This is a genomic window from Serratia sp. AKBS12 (assembly GCF_024793895.1).
In the GTDB taxonomy this organism is placed as follows: Bacteria; Pseudomonadota; Gammaproteobacteria; order Enterobacterales; family Enterobacteriaceae; genus Serratia_F.
This window is the reverse complement of sequence record NZ_JANUSB010000015.1, coordinates 1,983,055-1,998,877: the sequence shown is the minus strand read 5'-3', so window position 1 is coordinate 1,998,877 and position 15,823 is coordinate 1,983,055. Positions and strand designations below refer to the sequence as shown.

Here is a 15,823-nt window from a genome sequence, read left to right as displayed (position 1 = left end):
GGATAACTTATTGTTTACCAGTAAGTGCTTGATATGGCTGACTATAAAGGATAAATTCAGCCATGGGATATAGGGATAGATTACGATAAAAAACCAATCAGCGAAGATAACGCGATCCCTCGATCGGCGGGGCTTATTCTAGACGCTCTGACGCACGACAGCCAGCATAAAGCGGCTATCCTGCACGCCTTTCTGCCTTTAACTCTCTTTTAGCCAAGGAAAAAGTCCAGCTGCGCACTGTTTTTGCCGGCTGTGGGTTCCGATTTCTGCGGTCTGGCCGCAGTTGTTTTTGCAAGGGAGGTAAACCTATGGCGGGTTATCGCGATTGGCTAGGGGTAGTTGGCAGTTTTTTGCTGTTTGGCGTGGTATTTTTTTGCCAGCAGAGCGATATTGCCGACCACCATCAAGGGAAGACCGGTTTGTTGCTGTTTCTGATCCCCGGGGTTATCGGCAGTTACCTGTCCATCTCCAAACGTCTGCTGGCGCCGTTGCGCGGTGCGTTGTATGCGTTGCCGTTATGTCTGTTGATGCGCTATTTTTGGCTGGCACCGCCGTATTCGTTCTGGCAGGAACTGGCTTATGGCATCAGCGCGGTGTTTTGGTGCGCATTTGGCGCCATGCTGTTTCTGATGGTGCGTACGCTACTGCAGCCATGTTTGCCGTCGCGAAGGCATTAAAAAAGGCGCCTGAGGCGCCTTTTTACTGTTCTATAGCAACTTATTGGAACAGATTCAGGTTTTCTTTGGCATAGGCTTCAAAGTCGGTGCAGCCGCCAATGTGCTGCTGATCGAGGAAAATCTGCGGTACCGTTTCAACCGGTTTGCCGACGGTTTTTTCCAGATCGGCCTTGGTGATGCCTTCAGCGTGGATATCAACATAACGGAAGTTGAAATCATCGCGCTCTTCAGTCAGTTTTTCTGCCAGTTCTTTAGCACGGACACAATATGGACAGCCCGGACGCCCGAAGATTACTGCAAACATGAAATACTCCTCGTTTATTCAATCTATTATCGCTGTTGTAACGACATCCCGTCAGTCAAAAAAGACCTCAGCCAACGCATCACTTCAGGTGCAATGGCGCTTACTATGCCCGTAGAGGCCGATAAAAAAAAGCAGGATTTACCTGTTAATCTGATTTACGCCACCTATTGGTCATCTGGCGCTGTTGTCAGCGCCGGGAATTCACTACACTGTGCGCAGCATGACAGGAGGGAGCAATATGCGTTCATTCGGCGATTTACCACGCCCGGTATTGGCGTTGGAAGGCTTGGGCATGGTGATGCTGATACTGGCGTATCTGAGCATTCATGACTATGTTCAGCTGCCGGGCTGGCTGGGGTCGCAAACCGCTGCGGTTGGCATGATTTTTCTTGGCGTGGCGCTGATGGTACCGGCCGCGGCGTTTTTGGTCTGGCGTGTGGTGCAGGGGTTCGGCCCGTTGATGCACGGCGGTTTACCGCCAGAAAACGATCGGCGGAAAGCATCGCCGGAAGATAAAAAAGACCGCCCGTCGCGCGACTGAGCGTTGTGCCGTCGGGAGTTGCCCGTTTGGGGGTAATACGTTGAAAATTGCCATTCTTTCGCGCGATGGATCGCTGTATTCGTGCAAACGGCTACGCACAGCGGCAGAGGAGCGCGGGCATACGATTGAAGTGATCGATCCGCTCTCCTGCTACATGAATATCAATCCGGCGGCGCCGACCATCCACTATCGCGGTCGCCAGTTAGATCGTTACGATGCGGTTATCCCGCGTATCGGCTCGGCGATCACCTTCTATGGCACTGCGGTGCTGCGTCAGTTTGAGCTGCTTGGCAGCTATCCGCTTAACGAGTCCGTCGCCATCATTCGCGCTCGCGACAAACTGCGTTCGCTGCAACTGCTGGCGCGCCAGGGCCTCGATCTGCCGATCACCGGCTTTGCCCATTCCCCCGACGATACCGACGATTTGATCGCGCTGGTTGGCGGTGCTCCGCTGGTGGTCAAACTGGTGGAAGGCACGCAGGGTATTGGTGTGGTACTGGCCGAAACGCGTCAGGCGGCAGAAAGCGTGATTGATGCCTTTCGCGGCCTGAACGCGCACATTCTGGTACAAGAGTATGTGCGCGAAGCGCAGGGGCGGGATATTCGCTGCCTGGTGATCGGCGGGCGCGTGGTGGCGGCCATTGAACGGCAGGCCAAACCGGGGGAGTTTCGTTCCAACCTGCACCGTGGCGGCACGGCCAGCAAGGTGGTTATCACCGCCAAGGAACGGGCGGTAGCGGTGAAAGCGGCGGCAACGCTGGGTTTGGATATTGCCGGAGTGGATATTCTACGCGCCGAACGCGGGCCACTGGTGATGGAAGTGAATGCCTCGCCGGGGCTGGAAGGGGTGGAAACCACCACTGGCCTGGATATTGCCGGTATGATGATCGATTATATCGAGCGGCGTGCCCGGCCGGGCTTTCGGCTTAAATCGGGGGGCTAACCCGCCACCCGGCGAGCATTTTTGCCGTTCAGCGCCCGGCATGGCAACAATTTCTCGCTCATAATGATTGCATTAGCGAATTAAGCCGCATTGATCGTGGCATCGCGGATGAATATTCCGTAAGCTATGCGCCTTTTCGCATTTATGAACCTTGTGAGGCTGGTACCGTATGGATTCACTCATCGTCCCTGATTTGGCGTTATTACGACGTTGGCTGGATCAACTGGGCATCTCATTTTTTGAATGTGATTCCTGCCAGGCGCTGCACCTGCCGCACATGCAAAATTTCGACGGCGTGTTTGACGCCAAGGTTGATCTGGTCGATGACGTCATCCTGTTTTCCGCGCTGGCAGAGGTCAAGCCAACGGCTCTGATCCCGCTGGTGGCCGATCTCAGCCAAATCAACGCCAGCTCACTGACCATCAAGGCGTTTGTCGACGTTCAGGATGACAACCTGCCGAAACTGATCGTCTGCCAGGCACTGAGCATTGCGGTCGGCGTGACGCTGGAACAGTTTGCCCACTTTATGCAGCAGGGCGAAGAGCAGATTTCGATGGTGATCCTGGAAGCCAGGGCGAACGATCTGCTGTTTATGGGCGATGAAGAAGACAACAACGCTGGCACCGCCCGCCAGACAATGCTGCACTGATCCCCGCTGAATACTGACATGCCGTAGCCCAAACGGCATGTCGCCCACTATTCCTCCGCCATAATTTATTCTGCGTTTTACCCACTGTAGCCAGATATTTCTCGCCGTTTATGCCGTTAATGGCGTATCAACATAGAGAAAAATGCATAAAAAATCGATAAAAGGCGTTTTTTACTCTAGCGTATGGTGCGATACCTGCGCAGCGGTTATGCTGCTGATGCTGCCAACGGGTCGGTACATCACCTTGTGACCATACAGGCTGTCAATCAATAAAGCGCCAGGTAATCAATTGCATAGGCATGCATTTCCCATTGCAACGATTGCATGCGGGCAGGACCGGTTTTGTATCATTCTGGGATACAAATTCACCCTTTGTTTTGGAGGAAGTTACGGATGGTCACCCAACGTAAAAAGTGGTTGTCGGGCGTTGTTGCCGGTTTATTGATGGCGACAAGCGTGGCCGCGTCGGCAGAAGAAAAAACCCTGCATGTCTATAACTGGTCTGACTATATAGCGCCGGACACCCTGGCGAAATTTCAGAAGGAAACCGGCATCAAGGTGGTGTATGACGTCTTTGACTCCAACGAAGTGCTGGAAGGCAAACTGATGGCGGGCAGCACCGGTTTTGATCTGGTGGTTCCGTCGGCCAGCTTCCTGGAGCGCCAACTGTCTGCCGGCGTATTCCAGCCGCTGGATAAAAGTAAATTGCCCAACTACAAAAATCTCGATCCCGAATTGCTGAAGCTGGTGGCCAAACACGATCCGGATAACAAATACGCCATTCCTTACCTGTGGGCCACTACCGGCATCGGCTATAACGTCGACAAGGTCAAGGCCGCGCTGGGTAAAGATGCACCGGTCAACAGTTGGGATCTGGTACTGAAGCCGGAAAACCTCGAGAAGCTGAAAAGCTGCGGCGTTTCCTTCCTTGATGCGCCAAGCGAAGTGTTTGCCACCGTGCTGAACTACCTTGGCAAGGACCCGAACAGCAGCGATGCCAAGGATTACACCGGCCCGGCGACAGATCTGCTGCTGAAACTGCGGCCGAACGTACGTTATTTCCATTCCTCTCAGTACATAAACGATCTGGCCAACGGCGATATCTGCGTGGCGATCGGCTGGGCGGGTGACGTCATGCAGGCGTCCAATCGCGCCAAGGATGCCAAAAATGGCGTTAACGTGGCGTACAGCATTCCGAAGGAGGGCGCGCTGGCGTTCTTTGACGTCTTCGCCATGCCGGCCGACGCCAAAAACAAGAATGAAGCCTACCAGTTTCTTAACTTCCTGATGAAGCCGGAAATCATTGCCGACATCAGCAACCACGTCTATTACGCCAGCGGCAACGCGGCAGCTACGCCGTTGGTAAATGCCGAGGTGCGCGATAACCCGGGCATCTATCCGCCGGCAGAGGTACGCGCCAAAATGTTCACGCTGAAGGTACAGGAACCAAAGCTTGATCGCGTCATCACCCGCGCCTGGACTAAAGTTAAAAGCGGTAAATGATTATTGTCGGCGCCAGGATCGTTAATCCTCGACGATAGGCGACGCAAGGCATGCGGCATAGACCGCCTGCCTTGCCATTTTAGTGCCACGGGGTTTGCCGTGGTTTTTGACCTGCCTTAGCACCGGAGAACACCCCGATTGAACGACGCGATCCCCCGTCCTCAAGCCAAAACGCAGAAGGTTTTTACCCCTCTGCTGGAAATTCGCAACCTGACCAAAACCTTCGACGGCCAAAACGCCGTGGAAGATGTCAGCCTGACCATCTACAAAGGCGAGATATTTGCCCTGCTTGGCCCGTCGGGTTGCGGCAAGTCGACGCTGTTGCGCATGCTGGCCGGCTTTGAACAGCCGACCAGGGGGCAGATCATGCTGGATGGGCAGGATCTGGCGCTGGTGCCACCCTATCAACGCCCGGTCAATATGATGTTTCAGTCTTACGCGTTGTTCCCGCACATGACGGTGGAGCAAAACATCGCCTTCGGTCTGAAACAGGACAAAATGCCACGTGCCGCAATCAATGAACGGGTGGCGGAAATGCTGTCGCTGGTGCATATGCAGGAATACGCCAAGCGTAAGCCGCATCAGCTGTCCGGTGGCCAGCGCCAGCGTGTGGCACTGGCGCGTAGCCTGGCCAAGCGGCCAAAACTGCTGCTGTTGGATGAACCGATGGGGGCGCTGGATAAAAAGCTGCGCGATCGGATGCAGCTGGAAGTGGTGGATATTCTGGAGCGGGTGGGCGTTACCTGCGTGATGGTCACCCACGATCAGGAAGAAGCAATGACCATGGCGGGACGTATCGCCATCATGAACCGCGGAAAATTTGTGCAGATAGGCGAACCGGAAGAAATATACGAACATCCGAACAGCCGCTTCAGTGCGGAATTTATCGGTTCGGTCAACGTCTTTGACTGCGTATTGCAGGAACGTCAGGACGAGGCGCTGATCCTGCAAAGTCCGGGGCTGCGCCATGCGATCAAGGTCGATCCTGACGCATCGGTGGTGGATGGTGTGCCGATTCAGGTGGCGCTGCGGCCGGAAAAAATCATGTTGTGTGACGAGGTGCCGCAGGACGGCTGCAACTTTGCGCTGGGAGAGGTGGTGCATATCGCCTATCTGGGCGATCTGTCGATCTATCATGTAAAGCTGCTCAGCGGCCAGATTATCAGCGCTCAACTGCAGAACGGACACCGTTTCCGCAAAGGAATGCCGACCTGGGGTGACGAAGTGCGCCTGTGTTGGGAAACCGACAGTTGCGTAGTGTTGACGGTGTAGGCCGTCGGTGAGGATTCCGTTATGACACTGTTTTCTGAAGGTACGCCGTCGCAGCCTGCGATCCGCTCGCCTGGGCCACTGGAAGCGTTCTTCCGCCGCCTGCGCATGGCCCATGGCCGAAAATTGGCGATCGCGCTGCCTTACCTGTGGTTGATCTTGCTGTTTTTACTGCCGTTCCTGATCGTATTTAAAATCAGCCTGGCGGAAATGGCGCGCGCCATTCCTCCTTATACCGATCTGGTTAGCTGGGCGGACGGGCAATTGCAGATTGCGCTGAACTTCGCCAATTATCTGCAACTTACCGAAGATCCACTGTATATCGAGGCCTATCTGCAATCCTTGCAGATCGCCGCGGTCTCCACGCTATGCTGTCTGGCGATCGGCTATCCGCTGGCCTGGGCGGTGGCGCACAGCAAACCGTCCACGCGCAACATTTTGTTGCTGCTGGTGATCCTGCCTTCATGGACCTCGTTTCTGATCCGGGTGTATGCCTGGATGGGGATCCTGAAGAACAACGGCATTTTGAACAATTTCCTGCTGTGGCTCGGGGTTATCGATCAACCGCTGGTGATTCTGCATACCAATCTGGCGGTGTATATCGGCATCGTCTATTCCTACCTGCCATTTATGGTGCTGCCGATTTATACCGCATTGATACGGCTGGATTACTCACTGGTCGAGGCCTCGCTGGACCTCGGGGCGCGGCCGCTGAAGACCTTCTTCAGCGTGATTGTTCCGCTGACGCGCGGCGGCATTATCGCCGGGTCGATGCTGGTGTTTATTCCTGCGGTGGGGGAGTTCGTTATTCCGGAACTGCTCGGCGGGCCGGACAGCATCATGATCGGTCGCGTGCTGTGGCAGGAATTCTTCAATAACCGCGATTGGCCGGTGGCTTCGTCGGTAGCGATCGTGATGCTGTTGCTGCTGATTTTGCCGATACTCTGGTTCCACAAACACCAGAACAAAGAAATGGGAGGGCAGGGATGAACAACTTGCCGGTAGTGCGATCGCCATGGCGCCGGGTGATTCTGGCGCTGGGCTTTACCTTCCTGTACGCGCCGATGCTGATGCTGGTGATCTATTCGTTCAACAGTTCGAAGCTGGTAACGGTGTGGGCAGGCTGGTCGACCCGCTGGTATAGCGAATTATTCCATGATTCGGCGATGATTGGCGCAGTGGGACTGAGCCTGACCATTGCCGCCGCCTCGGCGACGGCGGCGGTGATACTTGGCACCATAGCCGCCGTGGTAATGGTGCGTTTCGGCCGTTTCCGCGGGTCGACCGGTTTTGCCTTTATGCTAACTGCACCGCTGGTGATGCCCGATGTGATCACCGGGTTATCACTGCTGTTGCTGTTTGTGGCGATGGGCCATGCCTTTGGCTGGCCGTCGGAGCGCGGCATGTTCACTATCTGGCTTGCGCACGTGACTTTTTGTACTGCCTATGTCTCGGTGGTGATTAGCTCCCGTTTGCGCGAGCTGGATCGGTCAATCGAAGAGGCGGCCATGGATCTTGGTGCCACGCCATTGAAAGTGTTCTTTGTGATCACCCTGCCGATGATTGCGCCGGCGCTGATCTCCGGCTGGATGCTGGCGTTTACGCTGTCGCTGGACGATCTGGTGATTGCCAGCTTCGTTGCGGGACCCGGCTCGACCACCTTGCCGATGCTGGTGTTCTCTAGCGTGCGCATGGGGGTAAACCCGGAAATCAACGCATTGGCGAGTCTGATTCTGTTGGTGGTGGGCGTTATCGGCCTGATCGCCTGGTGGTGGATGGCGCGCTCGGAAAAACAGCGATCGCGCGATTTGCAAAAGGCCGCCCGTAGCTGATTGCCTGTAAACCTGCTATTTTTTGCAATTATATTCTCACAATAAATGATTTACTGACTTTATAAGCCGCCGCCCGGCGGCATTTCGTTTCGGAACGCGGATATGTCAGACATGTTGAGAAGCAGGCAGGGAACAATGAAGGCGCCATCTGATGCACCGGTGGCGGTGATGGTTGCCGGTAGCGCTATGGTGGCGATTAAATGCGTCAGCGTGCTGTTGCTGCTGGGGGAACTGGGCGTGTCCGGCACACGAGAGTTTGTCAGTACCAGTGCGCAGGCCTGGGATTCTACGCTGATCTTTCTGGCGGGGATTTTAATGCTGTGCCTGCAAATCTATTGTGGCTTTGCCGTGATGCGCGGTCGCAACTGGGGGCGCTGGGGCTATGTGCTATGCCAGACGGTGGTGGTCGGTTATTTGCTGTTGGCAACCATCGGCAGTTTTTTACCGGAAGTATTTACCGTTGACGGTGAAACCAGCAGTCAAATCCTGCATACCCTGATGCTCGAAAAAATCCCCGACGCGGTGATTTTGGCTCTGTTGTTCCTGCCCGCCGCCAGCCGACGCTATTTCGCCGCCCGTCGCTGAGTGCTAAACTCTGCGCCCTCAATTGTGCCTGTAGTTAAAAAGATGAAGGTATCTTATGCATTGCGCGTTGTACACGGCGGGCAGCTGTCGTTCCTGCCAGTGGCTGGAAAAGCCTTATCCGCAGCAACTGGCTGACAAACAGCATCACCTGCAAACGCTGCTGGCCGGCCGTCAGGTGGCGCAATGGCTGGCACCCGCCGCTGGGCAACAGGGCGCATTTCGTAATAAAGCCAAAATGGTGGTCAGCGGCAGCGTAGAGCGCCCGCTGTTGGGTATGCTGCACCGCGACGGCACGCCGGTGGATTTATGCGCCTGCCCACTGTATCCCGCCAGTTTCGCGCCGATGTTGACGCTATTGAAAACGTTTATCGCGCGCGCCGGTTTGACACCGTACAACGTCGCCCGTAAACGCGGCGAGCTAAAGTATCTGTTATTGACCGAAAGCACGCTGAACGGCGAGGTAATGCTGCGATTTGTCTTGCGCTCGGAAAGCAAATTGGCACAGCTGCGTGCCGCTTTGCCTTGGTTGCAGCAACGTTTGCCGCAGGCGACGGTGATTTCCGCCAATATTCAGCCGGTGCATATGGCTATCCTGGAAGGCGAGCGGGAAATCCCGCTGACCGAGCGACAGGCGCTGGAGGAGCGGTTTAATCAGGTGCCGCTGTATATTCGTCCGCAAAGCTTCTTCCAAACCAACCCGCAGGTGGCGGCCGATCTGTATGCTACCGCGCGTGACTGGGTGCAGGCGCTGGCTATTGACAGCATGTGGGATCTGTTTTGCGGCGTCGGTGGCTTTGGTCTGCACTGTGCCAGCCCTCAAACCCGCCTCACCGGTATTGAAATCAATGCCGAAGCTATCGCCTGCGCACGTCAATCGGCGGCGGCGCTGGGGTTACGGCAAGTTGAATTCCAGGCGTTGGATTCCACCCATTTCGCCACCGCCGAAGGCGAGGTGCCGCAGCTGGTGCTGGTGAACCCACCCAGACGCGGGATCGGCCAGGCGTTGTGCGACTATCTGCACCGTATGGCGCCGGACTATATTCTGTATTCAAGCTGTAACGCGCAGAGTATGGCAAAAGATCTGGCGATGCTGCCGGACTACCGTATCGAGCGCGTACAGCTGTTCGACATGTTCCCGCATACCGCGCATTATGAAGTGCTGACCCTGCTGGTGCGCGATTAAGCGGGGCCAGACCCGGGGCGCAACAATGTGCTACGCCCTGGAACGAATTACTGCGGGAACCACTTATCGTTGATGGCCTTATAAGTGCCGTCAGCCTTGATGGCTGCCAGCGCGGCGTTCAGTTTGGCCAGCAATGCCTGATTGTCCGGGCGCACCGCAATGCCCAGCCCGGTGCCGAAGTACTGCGCATCGGTAATGTGTTCGCCAACCGGCGCCAGGTTCGGGTTGCTCTTCAACCATTCGTTGACCACCGCGGTGTCGCCGAACACGCCGTCAACCCGGCCGTTCTTCAGTTCCAGAATGGCATTCTGATAGCTGTCGTAGGCAACGGTGTTAATCTCGGGATGCTTGTCCTGCATGTATTTCTGGTGAGTGGTGCCGTTTTCCATCCCCACTTTTTTGCCTTTCAAATCTGCCAGTGTTGCGTATTTGCCCTTTTGCGCGATGACAATCGCCGAGTTGGCATAGTACGGCTGGGTAAAGCTGACCTGCTTGCTACGCTCTGGTGTGATGTCCATGCCGGAAATCACCGCATCGTATTTTTTGAACTTCAATGCCGCAATCAGGCTGTCGAACGCCTGGTTGGTGAAGGTACAATCAGTCTGCATCTGTTTGCACAACGCTTTGGCCAGATCGATATCAAACCCGACGATTTGATTGTTGGCATCCAATGATTCAAACGGTGGATAGGTGGCGGAGGAGGCGAAGCGAAGCGTCTCGGCAGCCTGCACGCTGAAGCTCATTCCGGCCAGCACCGCCGCCGCGACTAATAATTTTTTCATGCGAAAACTCCTGTCTGCAAATTTGGTTGTCATTATGCGGCCATCGTTTGATTTTTCTGACGAAATGCGGTGGGTTGCCGCTGATGGTGCCGTAGATAACCATGCCATCGAGTGAATTAATATGCAATAAAAATGATTAAAAGTTAAATCACTAAGAAAGGGTAGGCCCTGCAGGACGCAGGGCCTGGACAATACAGGTTCAGTTACGGTGTTCAAACGCCAGCGCGCGGCGTTCCACCAGACGCATCAGCAGCGTCAGCAGGCCATTGACGATCAGGTAGACCAGACCAGCGGCGGCGAAAACCATCACGTCGTAGGTGCGTCCATACATCAACTGGCTGTAGCCCATCACTTCCATCAGCGTAATGGTGTATGCCAGCGAGGTACTCTTAAACACCAGTACTACCTCGTTGGAATACGATGACAGGGCGCGTTTAAAGGCGAAGGGCAGCAAGATGCGCAGAGTCTGGCGGCGTGACATGCCGAGCGCTTCGCAAGATTGCCATTGGCCGGCCGGGATCGCCCGTACCGCACCGTAGAACAGCTGGGTGGTGTAGGCGGCGCTATTGAGCGCCAGCGCAATCATGGCGCACAGCCACGGTTGCGACAGCAGGCTCCATAACCATGGGTAATCGCGGATCGTCGGGAACTGGCCGGGGCCGTAGTAGATCAGGAAAATCTGCACCAACAGCGGCGTGCCGGTAAACAGGGTGATATAGATTTTCACCAACGGCGTCAGCACCGGGGTTTTCAGCGTCAGGATCACCGTCAGCAGCAGCGACAGGATCAGCGCGACCACCAGCGCGGCCATCGTCAGCGTCAGGCTGGTGTGCAGCCCTTTGGCGATTTCCGGTAAATATTCCAGCATCAGACCGGCCCTCGCTCAAAACGTGTGGTACGCAGTTCGATGCGCTTGATTACATACTGGCTCAACAGCGTGACCAGCAGGTAAATCGCGGCGGCAATCACATACCAGGTAAAGGGTTCCTGGGTGCGAGTGGCAATGCTTTTGGTTTGCAGCATCAAATCGTTCACGCTGATCAGCGACACCAGGGCGGTGTCCTTCAGCAGTACCAGCCACTGATTGCCTAGCCCCGGCAGCGCATGACGCCACATCTGCGGCATGATCAAACGGAAGAAAATCGCCGCCTTGCTCAGCCCAAGCGCCTGGCCCGATTCCCATTGCCCCTGCGGCACCGCCTTCAGCGCGCCGCGCAGCGTTTGCGATGCATAGGCCGAATACAGCAGCGCCAGTGCGATCACACCACACAGGAACGGGCTGACCTCGAAGCTTTCGATGTCAATCTGGATCGGCAGCTTGAACAGGCCGAGATTGAGCGTAAAACCATCGGACAAGATCAGCAGCAGTTGCGACGAACCGAAGTAAATAAACAGCACTACCAGAATTTCCGGCAGGCCGCGCAGCAGCGTGACCCAGGCGGTGCCCAGCCAACTGACTACTTTCCAGCGTGCCGACTCCCAGACGGCAAACAGCATCGCCAGGATCAGGCCAAGCGCCAGTGCGCACACCGCAAGGCCGACGGTCATCCCGGCGGCACTTGCTAAAGGTTGAAATTCATTCATTGAGGTTGATTACTGCTGAAACCATTTTTTATAGATGGCTTCGTAGGTCCCATCCTGTTTGATCTTGTCCAGTGCCGCATTGAACTTGCCCTGCAGATCGGTGTTTTTCTGGCGAACGGCGATGCCCAGGCCGGTACCGAAGTACCCCTTATCGGTCACCTTATCGCCGACGGCGGCCAGTGCGTCGTTCTGTTTCAGCCATTCATTGACCACGGCGGTGTCACCGAAGACGGCATCGACGCGACCGTTTTTCAGATCGAGGATCGCGTTCTGATAGCTATCGTAAGGTACGGTGGTGATTTCCGGGTGCTTGTCAGTCAGGAATTTCTGGTGCGTGGTGCCATTCTGCACGCCGACCTTCTTGCCCTTCAAGCTGGCCACGTCGGCCACTTTGCCTTTCTGCGCGATGAACAGCGCTGAGTTGTCGTAGTAAGGTTTGGTGAACAGCACCTGTTTTTCGCGCTCGGGGGTAATGTCCATACCGGCCATCACGGCGTCGAAACGCTTGAACTTCAGGCTGGGGATCAGGCTGTCGAACGCCTGATTGGTGAAGGTACAGGTGGCCTGCATCTCTTTACACATCGCATTGGCCAGATCAACGTCAAACCCCTGGATCTTGTTATCGGCGCCAACGAACTCAAACGGCGGATAAGAGGCTTCGGTAGCGAAACGAATCGTCTCGGCTGCGGCGGCGGAAACGCTGATGCCGGCCAAAACGGCGGCAATTATTAGTTTTTTCATCGCAAACTCCCCTAAAAACAACTGGTGTAATAATCAATGTGATAAATAGTTGGCAAACTCGCTGGTCTGCGGCTGGGCAAAATGGCTGGCGTCGCCCTGTTCCACTACCCGGCCGTTTTCCATGTACACCACGCGGCTGGCGGTCTTGCGCGCCACTTCCACTTCGTGGGTTACGATCACCTGGGTGATGCCGGTGCCGGCCAGTTCGCGAATGATGCTGACGATTTGCGCGGTAATTTCGGGGTCCAGCGCAGCGGTAGGCTCGTCGAACAGCAGCACCTGTGGCTCCATCATCAGCGCACGCGCGATCGCCACGCGCTGTTGCTGGCCACCGGACAGGTGCAATGGGAAGCGATCGGCAAAATCGGTGAGGCGCAGACGCGTCAGCAGCTTGTCGGCACGCGCCATCGCCTGCGCCTTGCTCAGGCCCAGTACGCGACAGGGCGCCTCGATCAGGTTTTGTACCACGGTGAGGTGCGGCCACAGGTTGTACTGCTGGAATACCATGCCGACATTTTGCCGCAGTTCGCGAATGGCTTTTTCGCCCGGAGCCTGCTTGAAGTCGAACTGATTGCCGGCGATCTGCAAATGGCCGGAACGCGGCATTTCCAGCAGGTTCAGCACCCGTAGCAATGAACTTTTGCCGGCGCCGCTTGGACCAAGCAGCACCAGGGTTTCTCCTGCTGGACAATCCAGCGTGATGTTAAACAGCGCCTGATGCGCGCCGTAAAAGCAGTTTATCTCTTTTAGTTGAATGCTCATGCGCCGGAATTGAATAGACATTGATGCCGCGAATGTTAACTTCCACAGAATACTTATGCAATCTTTGTGAGTTAAAATTTATTACTGCGCAGCGGGATAATAAAAGAATAGCACAACATATCGTACTGCACGCCAGATAGCTGGTTTTGTCGCGCGCTGTGTGAGATGGCTAGCGAAATTTGTTTGTTCGTTTAAAAAAACAGCGGAATCAATATGGTGAACGGGCTGCCGAATAAGGGATCGGCAGCCGGTGGTAAAATTAACGATTTTCCAGGATCTGGCGCAGGGTGCCGCTGGCGGCATGCGCTGGCACGTTCATATAACGAACGTCATCAACCACCCAGCAACTGCCTTCACGCACCATCAACACTTCGTTTTGCCAACTTTTGGCACTGCCGCCGTCTTTCTGATAGCTCAGTTGGACGCGTAGTGGAATATTCTTGGCGTCGGTATTGGGAATGGTGGAGGAACTGGCCACCTTGGCGCTGGTGGCGCCTTCGGCATTACCGGTCAGCAAATCGCCTGCTGCCGGTTGGCGCCCCGCGTTCTGGTTGGCACTGAGCAGATCCTGATACAGCACTTTGCTCAGGTATGGCTGGAACTGGGCCAGACGATTGGCGTCCGGTAGAGTGAGGCTACCCTGCTCGATGCGCAGATCGTAAAACTTCTGTGCCACCTGGCTCGGGCCGCCTTCGATGCACGCGCCGGTGCGGGTGCCAATATCCTTATAGGCCGGCTCAACGGTGGTACACGCACTTAACGCCAGGGCTAAAGGTAAAACCGCCGCAATCGTTTTTGTTTTCATCTCATTACCTTATGTGATGTTTCTTGAAGATCGACAACTTACAGTTTATACGCAGAAAACTTTACCACCAAAATACCCGACAGGTTTTAACAGATGCTGCACTTTCAGGTTTAACGCTGCGTCGGCTGTTTGATTGGGAATGCCACGAACGGTTTGATTTCCTTCAGCACGAACATGCTTTGCATTTCCTTGATGCCGGGCAGACGGCGAATCACCGACATGGCGAACTCGGCGTAGGTGTCCAGATCCCTCGCCACCACTTGCAACAGAAAGTCTGCATCGCCACCGATGCTGTAGCAGGCTACCACGTCGTCCAAATCGCCGACTTGCTGTTCGAACTTCAGCGCTTCGGCTGCGCTGTGGCTGTCAATGCTGACGCGTATGAAGACCATCACACCCAGCCCAATCTTGCGGCGATCCAACACCGCGCGATATCCCTGGATCACGGCGTCATCTTCCAGTTTGCGCACTTTGCGCCAGCACGGGGAGGCTGAGATACCTATTTGTTCGGCTAATGTCTGGTTTGTGACGCGCGCATCCTGTTGCAAGGCGGCAAGAATTTTTATCTCTGCCGGATCCAAGTTGCTTTTATTCATTTTATTTCTCTATACGGCTGTAAATTGGTTAATCCTACCCAACTTGGCCGGTGTTGCAAGTCATATAGGTCACTTTCACCCCAAGGAGACTGGCATAATAATCCTCGGTCGTTTTCGCGTTGTCGACGCGAATAGCTATGCAGTTTGATTAATTTATTTAAGGAGTAAAAATGAAGTTTGATGCGGCGGTGCACAAGTGCGCCATTATTGTCGATCAGGATCTGGCTGTGGGGCTGTCAATGAATGCGGTGAGCGTGATAGGTATCGGCTTTGGCAAAACGGTGGAAAACCTGGTGGGGTCGGATGTTGCCAGCCAGGACGGAGTCAATTACCCCGGCGTGATTTCGGTACCGTTGCCTATCTTGCGTGCGCCGGGGGCCGTGCTGCTGGCGCTGCTGTCCCGTACCGAGCACGATGACGAGATTTATTGCATGCCGTTCAGCGCGTTGGCGCAATCATGCAAAACCTATGACGACTACCGTGAGCGGATTGCGGCGGTTGCCAGCGAGCAAATCGAGCTGGTGGCGATCGGCCTGATCGGGCCGAAAAAGAAAATCAACGCGCTGACCGGCAATCTGCCGCTGTACCGTTAACGCCAGCCTGTCCCGCCGCGCGGTAGCGCCCGCGACGTGCGGCAGAACATAATGCTAAACTGGTGGTCAGAGTAAAGCGATTAAGGCATATATCAAGGAGATTACCATGCAGCTTTCCACAACCCCGACTCTGGAAGGATTCACCATTAGCGAATATTGCGGCGTTGTCACCGGCGAGGCGATCCTCGGCGCCAACATCTTCCGTGATTTTTTTGCCGGCGTACGTGACATCGTCGGCGGCCGTTCCGGTGCGTACGAAAAAGAGCTGCGCAAGGCGCGTCAACTGGCATTCCAGGAGCTGCAGGAACAGGCGCAGGAACTGGGGGCCAATGCGGTAGTAGGTATTGATATTGATTATGAAACCGTCGGTAAAGACGCCAGTATGCTGATGGTGACGGTCAGCGGTACGGCGGTCAAAGTCGCGCGTTAATCCCGCGAGGCCCGGGATTACGCCGGGCCGCATGACAAACCAGG

General features: G+C 55.4%; 20 protein-coding genes. 12 read left to right on the top strand and 8 right to left on the bottom strand.

The window, feature by feature from the left end; translation table 11 throughout:
* Positions 1 to 308 precede the first annotated feature (308 nt).
* Entirely contained in the window at positions 309 to 677 is a 369-nt protein-coding gene (ybjM, locus tag NYE85_RS19240; protein ID WP_259006284.1) for an inner membrane protein YbjM, read from the top strand.
* A gap of 40 nt (positions 678 to 717) precedes the next feature.
* Here ybjM and NYE85_RS19235 read toward each other — a convergent pair whose 3' ends face one another.
* The gene (locus NYE85_RS19235) at positions 718 to 981 is read right to left on the bottom strand and encodes a GrxA family glutaredoxin (protein WP_004965081.1); all 264 of its coding nucleotides are present in this window, start codon (positions 979 to 981) and stop codon (positions 718 to 720) included.
* Positions 982 to 1,219: 238 nt separating this feature from the next.
* Between NYE85_RS19235 and NYE85_RS19230 the strand changes: the two genes are divergently transcribed.
* The 9 genes from NYE85_RS19230 (at position 1,220) to rlmC (ending at position 9,486) form a co-directional block, all read left to right on the top strand.
* Positions 1,220 to 1,522, top strand: coding sequence for a YbjC family protein (locus NYE85_RS19230; protein ID WP_259006283.1), 303 nt, complete (start codon positions 1,220 to 1,222; stop codon positions 1,520 to 1,522).
* Positions 1,523 to 1,562: 40 nt separating this feature from the next.
* The gene (gene rimK / locus NYE85_RS19225) at positions 1,563 to 2,465 is read left to right on the top strand and encodes a 30S ribosomal protein S6--L-glutamate ligase (protein ID WP_259006282.1); all 903 of its coding nucleotides are present in this window, start codon (positions 1,563 to 1,565) and stop codon (positions 2,463 to 2,465) included.
* Between the two features lie 169 nt (positions 2,466 to 2,634).
* The gene (locus NYE85_RS19220; RefSeq protein WP_259006281.1) at positions 2,635 to 3,114 is read left to right on the top strand and encodes a YbjN domain-containing protein; all 480 of its coding nucleotides are present in this window, start codon (positions 2,635 to 2,637) and stop codon (positions 3,112 to 3,114) included.
* Between the two features lie 393 nt (positions 3,115 to 3,507).
* Positions 3,508 to 4,617, top strand: a complete 1,110-nt coding sequence (gene potF, locus NYE85_RS19215) for a spermidine/putrescine ABC transporter substrate-binding protein PotF (protein WP_259006280.1) — start codon at positions 3,508 to 3,510, stop codon at positions 4,615 to 4,617.
* 138 nt (positions 4,618 to 4,755) lie between these two features.
* Positions 4,756 to 5,889: a putrescine ABC transporter ATP-binding subunit PotG gene (gene potG / locus NYE85_RS19210; protein WP_259006279.1), complete on the top strand. Its 1,134-nt coding sequence runs from the start codon at positions 4,756 to 4,758 to the stop codon at positions 5,887 to 5,889.
* Between the two features lie 21 nt (positions 5,890 to 5,910).
* Positions 5,911 to 6,876 (top strand): putrescine ABC transporter permease PotH, encoded by a 966-nt coding sequence (potH, locus tag NYE85_RS19205; RefSeq protein ID WP_259006278.1) that lies wholly within the window; start codon positions 5,911 to 5,913, stop codon positions 6,874 to 6,876.
* Positions 6,873 to 7,718, top strand: a complete 846-nt coding sequence (gene potI, locus NYE85_RS19200) for a putrescine ABC transporter permease PotI (RefSeq protein ID WP_198772767.1) — start codon at positions 6,873 to 6,875, stop codon at positions 7,716 to 7,718. The genes potH and potI overlap by 4 nt, the downstream gene beginning before the upstream one ends.
* A gap of 102 nt (positions 7,719 to 7,820) precedes the next feature.
* The gene (locus NYE85_RS19195) at positions 7,821 to 8,303 is read left to right on the top strand and encodes a YbjO family protein (RefSeq protein WP_259006277.1); all 483 of its coding nucleotides are present in this window, start codon (positions 7,821 to 7,823) and stop codon (positions 8,301 to 8,303) included.
* Positions 8,304 to 8,358: 55 nt separating this feature from the next.
* Positions 8,359 to 9,486 carry a 23S rRNA (uracil(747)-C(5))-methyltransferase RlmC gene (rlmC, locus tag NYE85_RS19190; protein ID WP_259006276.1) on the top strand — a complete coding sequence of 376 codons (1,128 nt, stop codon included), beginning with the start codon at positions 8,359 to 8,361 and terminating at the stop codon, positions 9,484 to 9,486.
* Positions 9,487 to 9,533: 47 nt separating this feature from the next.
* On the opposite strand, the gene artJ (NYE85_RS19185) is transcribed toward rlmC, so the two are convergent.
* From artJ (NYE85_RS19185) to NYE85_RS19155, 7 genes are all read right to left on the bottom strand, one after another.
* Positions 9,534 to 10,268, bottom strand: coding sequence for an arginine ABC transporter substrate-binding protein (gene artJ, locus NYE85_RS19185; RefSeq protein ID WP_259006275.1), 735 nt, complete (start codon positions 10,266 to 10,268; stop codon positions 9,534 to 9,536).
* A gap of 199 nt (positions 10,269 to 10,467) precedes the next feature.
* Positions 10,468 to 11,136: an arginine ABC transporter permease ArtM gene (artM, locus tag NYE85_RS19180; protein WP_259006274.1), complete on the bottom strand. Its 669-nt coding sequence runs from the start codon at positions 11,134 to 11,136 to the stop codon at positions 10,468 to 10,470.
* Complete coding sequence (gene artQ, locus NYE85_RS19175; RefSeq protein WP_259006273.1) at positions 11,136 to 11,852, bottom strand: arginine ABC transporter permease ArtQ; 717 nt, start codon at positions 11,850 to 11,852, stop codon at positions 11,136 to 11,138. The genes artM and artQ overlap by 1 nt, the downstream gene beginning before the upstream one ends.
* A gap of 9 nt (positions 11,853 to 11,861) precedes the next feature.
* The gene (artJ, locus tag NYE85_RS19170; RefSeq protein WP_259006272.1) at positions 11,862 to 12,593 is read right to left on the bottom strand and encodes an arginine ABC transporter substrate-binding protein; all 732 of its coding nucleotides are present in this window, start codon (positions 12,591 to 12,593) and stop codon (positions 11,862 to 11,864) included.
* A gap of 33 nt (positions 12,594 to 12,626) precedes the next feature.
* Positions 12,627 to 13,355 carry an arginine ABC transporter ATP-binding protein ArtP gene (gene artP, locus NYE85_RS19165; RefSeq protein ID WP_259006271.1) on the bottom strand — a complete coding sequence of 243 codons (729 nt, stop codon included), beginning with the start codon at positions 13,353 to 13,355 and terminating at the stop codon, positions 12,627 to 12,629.
* 259 nt (positions 13,356 to 13,614) lie between these two features.
* The gene (locus tag NYE85_RS19160) at positions 13,615 to 14,160 is read right to left on the bottom strand and encodes a lipoprotein (RefSeq protein WP_259006270.1); all 546 of its coding nucleotides are present in this window, start codon (positions 14,158 to 14,160) and stop codon (positions 13,615 to 13,617) included.
* Between the two features lie 110 nt (positions 14,161 to 14,270).
* Positions 14,271 to 14,756 (bottom strand): Lrp/AsnC family transcriptional regulator, encoded by a 486-nt coding sequence (locus NYE85_RS19155; RefSeq protein ID WP_259006269.1) that lies wholly within the window; start codon positions 14,754 to 14,756, stop codon positions 14,271 to 14,273.
* Between the two features lie 170 nt (positions 14,757 to 14,926).
* Between NYE85_RS19155 and NYE85_RS19150 the strand changes: the two genes are divergently transcribed.
* Positions 14,927 to 15,349, top strand: coding sequence for a DUF2000 domain-containing protein (locus NYE85_RS19150; protein WP_259006268.1), 423 nt, complete (start codon positions 14,927 to 14,929; stop codon positions 15,347 to 15,349).
* Between the two features lie 106 nt (positions 15,350 to 15,455).
* A complete protein-coding gene (locus tag NYE85_RS19145) occupies positions 15,456 to 15,779 on the top strand; it encodes a heavy metal-binding domain-containing protein (RefSeq protein WP_259006267.1) in 324 nt (107 codons plus the stop codon).
* The last annotated feature ends 44 nt before the right edge of the window (positions 15,780 to 15,823 follow it).

What these genes read in the sequence shown, in the direction of transcription:
- NYE85_RS19150 (WP_259006268.1), top strand. Translation starts at nt 14,927, where the DNA reads ATGAAGTTTGATGCGGCGGTGCACAAGTGCGCCATTATTGTCGATCAG.
- artP (WP_259006271.1), bottom strand. Translation starts at nt 13,355, where the DNA reads ATGAGCATTCAACTAAAAGAGATAAACTGCTTTTACGGCGCGCATCAG.
- potI (WP_198772767.1), top strand. Translation starts at nt 6,873, where the DNA reads ATGAACAACTTGCCGGTAGTGCGATCGCCATGGCGCCGGGTGATTCTG.
- rlmC (WP_259006276.1), top strand. Translation starts at nt 8,359, where the DNA reads ATGCATTGCGCGTTGTACACGGCGGGCAGCTGTCGTTCCTGCCAGTGG.
- NYE85_RS19155 (WP_259006269.1), bottom strand. Translation starts at nt 14,756, where the DNA reads ATGAATAAAAGCAACTTGGATCCGGCAGAGATAAAAATTCTTGCCGCC.
- NYE85_RS19230 (WP_259006283.1), top strand. Translation starts at nt 1,220, where the DNA reads ATGCGTTCATTCGGCGATTTACCACGCCCGGTATTGGCGTTGGAAGGC.
- ybjM (WP_259006284.1), top strand. Translation starts at nt 309, where the DNA reads ATGGCGGGTTATCGCGATTGGCTAGGGGTAGTTGGCAGTTTTTTGCTG.
- NYE85_RS19195 (WP_259006277.1), top strand. Translation starts at nt 7,821, where the DNA reads ATGTCAGACATGTTGAGAAGCAGGCAGGGAACAATGAAGGCGCCATCT.
- NYE85_RS19160 (WP_259006270.1), bottom strand. Translation starts at nt 14,160, where the DNA reads ATGAAAACAAAAACGATTGCGGCGGTTTTACCTTTAGCCCTGGCGTTA.
- NYE85_RS19145 (WP_259006267.1), top strand. Translation starts at nt 15,456, where the DNA reads ATGCAGCTTTCCACAACCCCGACTCTGGAAGGATTCACCATTAGCGAA.
- potF (WP_259006280.1), top strand. Translation starts at nt 3,508, where the DNA reads ATGGTCACCCAACGTAAAAAGTGGTTGTCGGGCGTTGTTGCCGGTTTA.
- NYE85_RS19235 (WP_004965081.1), bottom strand. Translation starts at nt 981, where the DNA reads ATGTTTGCAGTAATCTTCGGGCGTCCGGGCTGTCCATATTGTGTCCGT.
- artJ (WP_259006275.1), bottom strand. Translation starts at nt 10,268, where the DNA reads ATGAAAAAATTATTAGTCGCGGCGGCGGTGCTGGCCGGAATGAGCTTC.
- NYE85_RS19220 (WP_259006281.1), top strand. Translation starts at nt 2,635, where the DNA reads ATGGATTCACTCATCGTCCCTGATTTGGCGTTATTACGACGTTGGCTG.
- artM (WP_259006274.1), bottom strand. Translation starts at nt 11,136, where the DNA reads ATGCTGGAATATTTACCGGAAATCGCCAAAGGGCTGCACACCAGCCTG.
- potH (WP_259006278.1), top strand. Translation starts at nt 5,911, where the DNA reads ATGACACTGTTTTCTGAAGGTACGCCGTCGCAGCCTGCGATCCGCTCG.
- artJ (WP_259006272.1), bottom strand. Translation starts at nt 12,593, where the DNA reads ATGAAAAAACTAATAATTGCCGCCGTTTTGGCCGGCATCAGCGTTTCC.
- artQ (WP_259006273.1), bottom strand. Translation starts at nt 11,852, where the DNA reads ATGAATGAATTTCAACCTTTAGCAAGTGCCGCCGGGATGACCGTCGGC.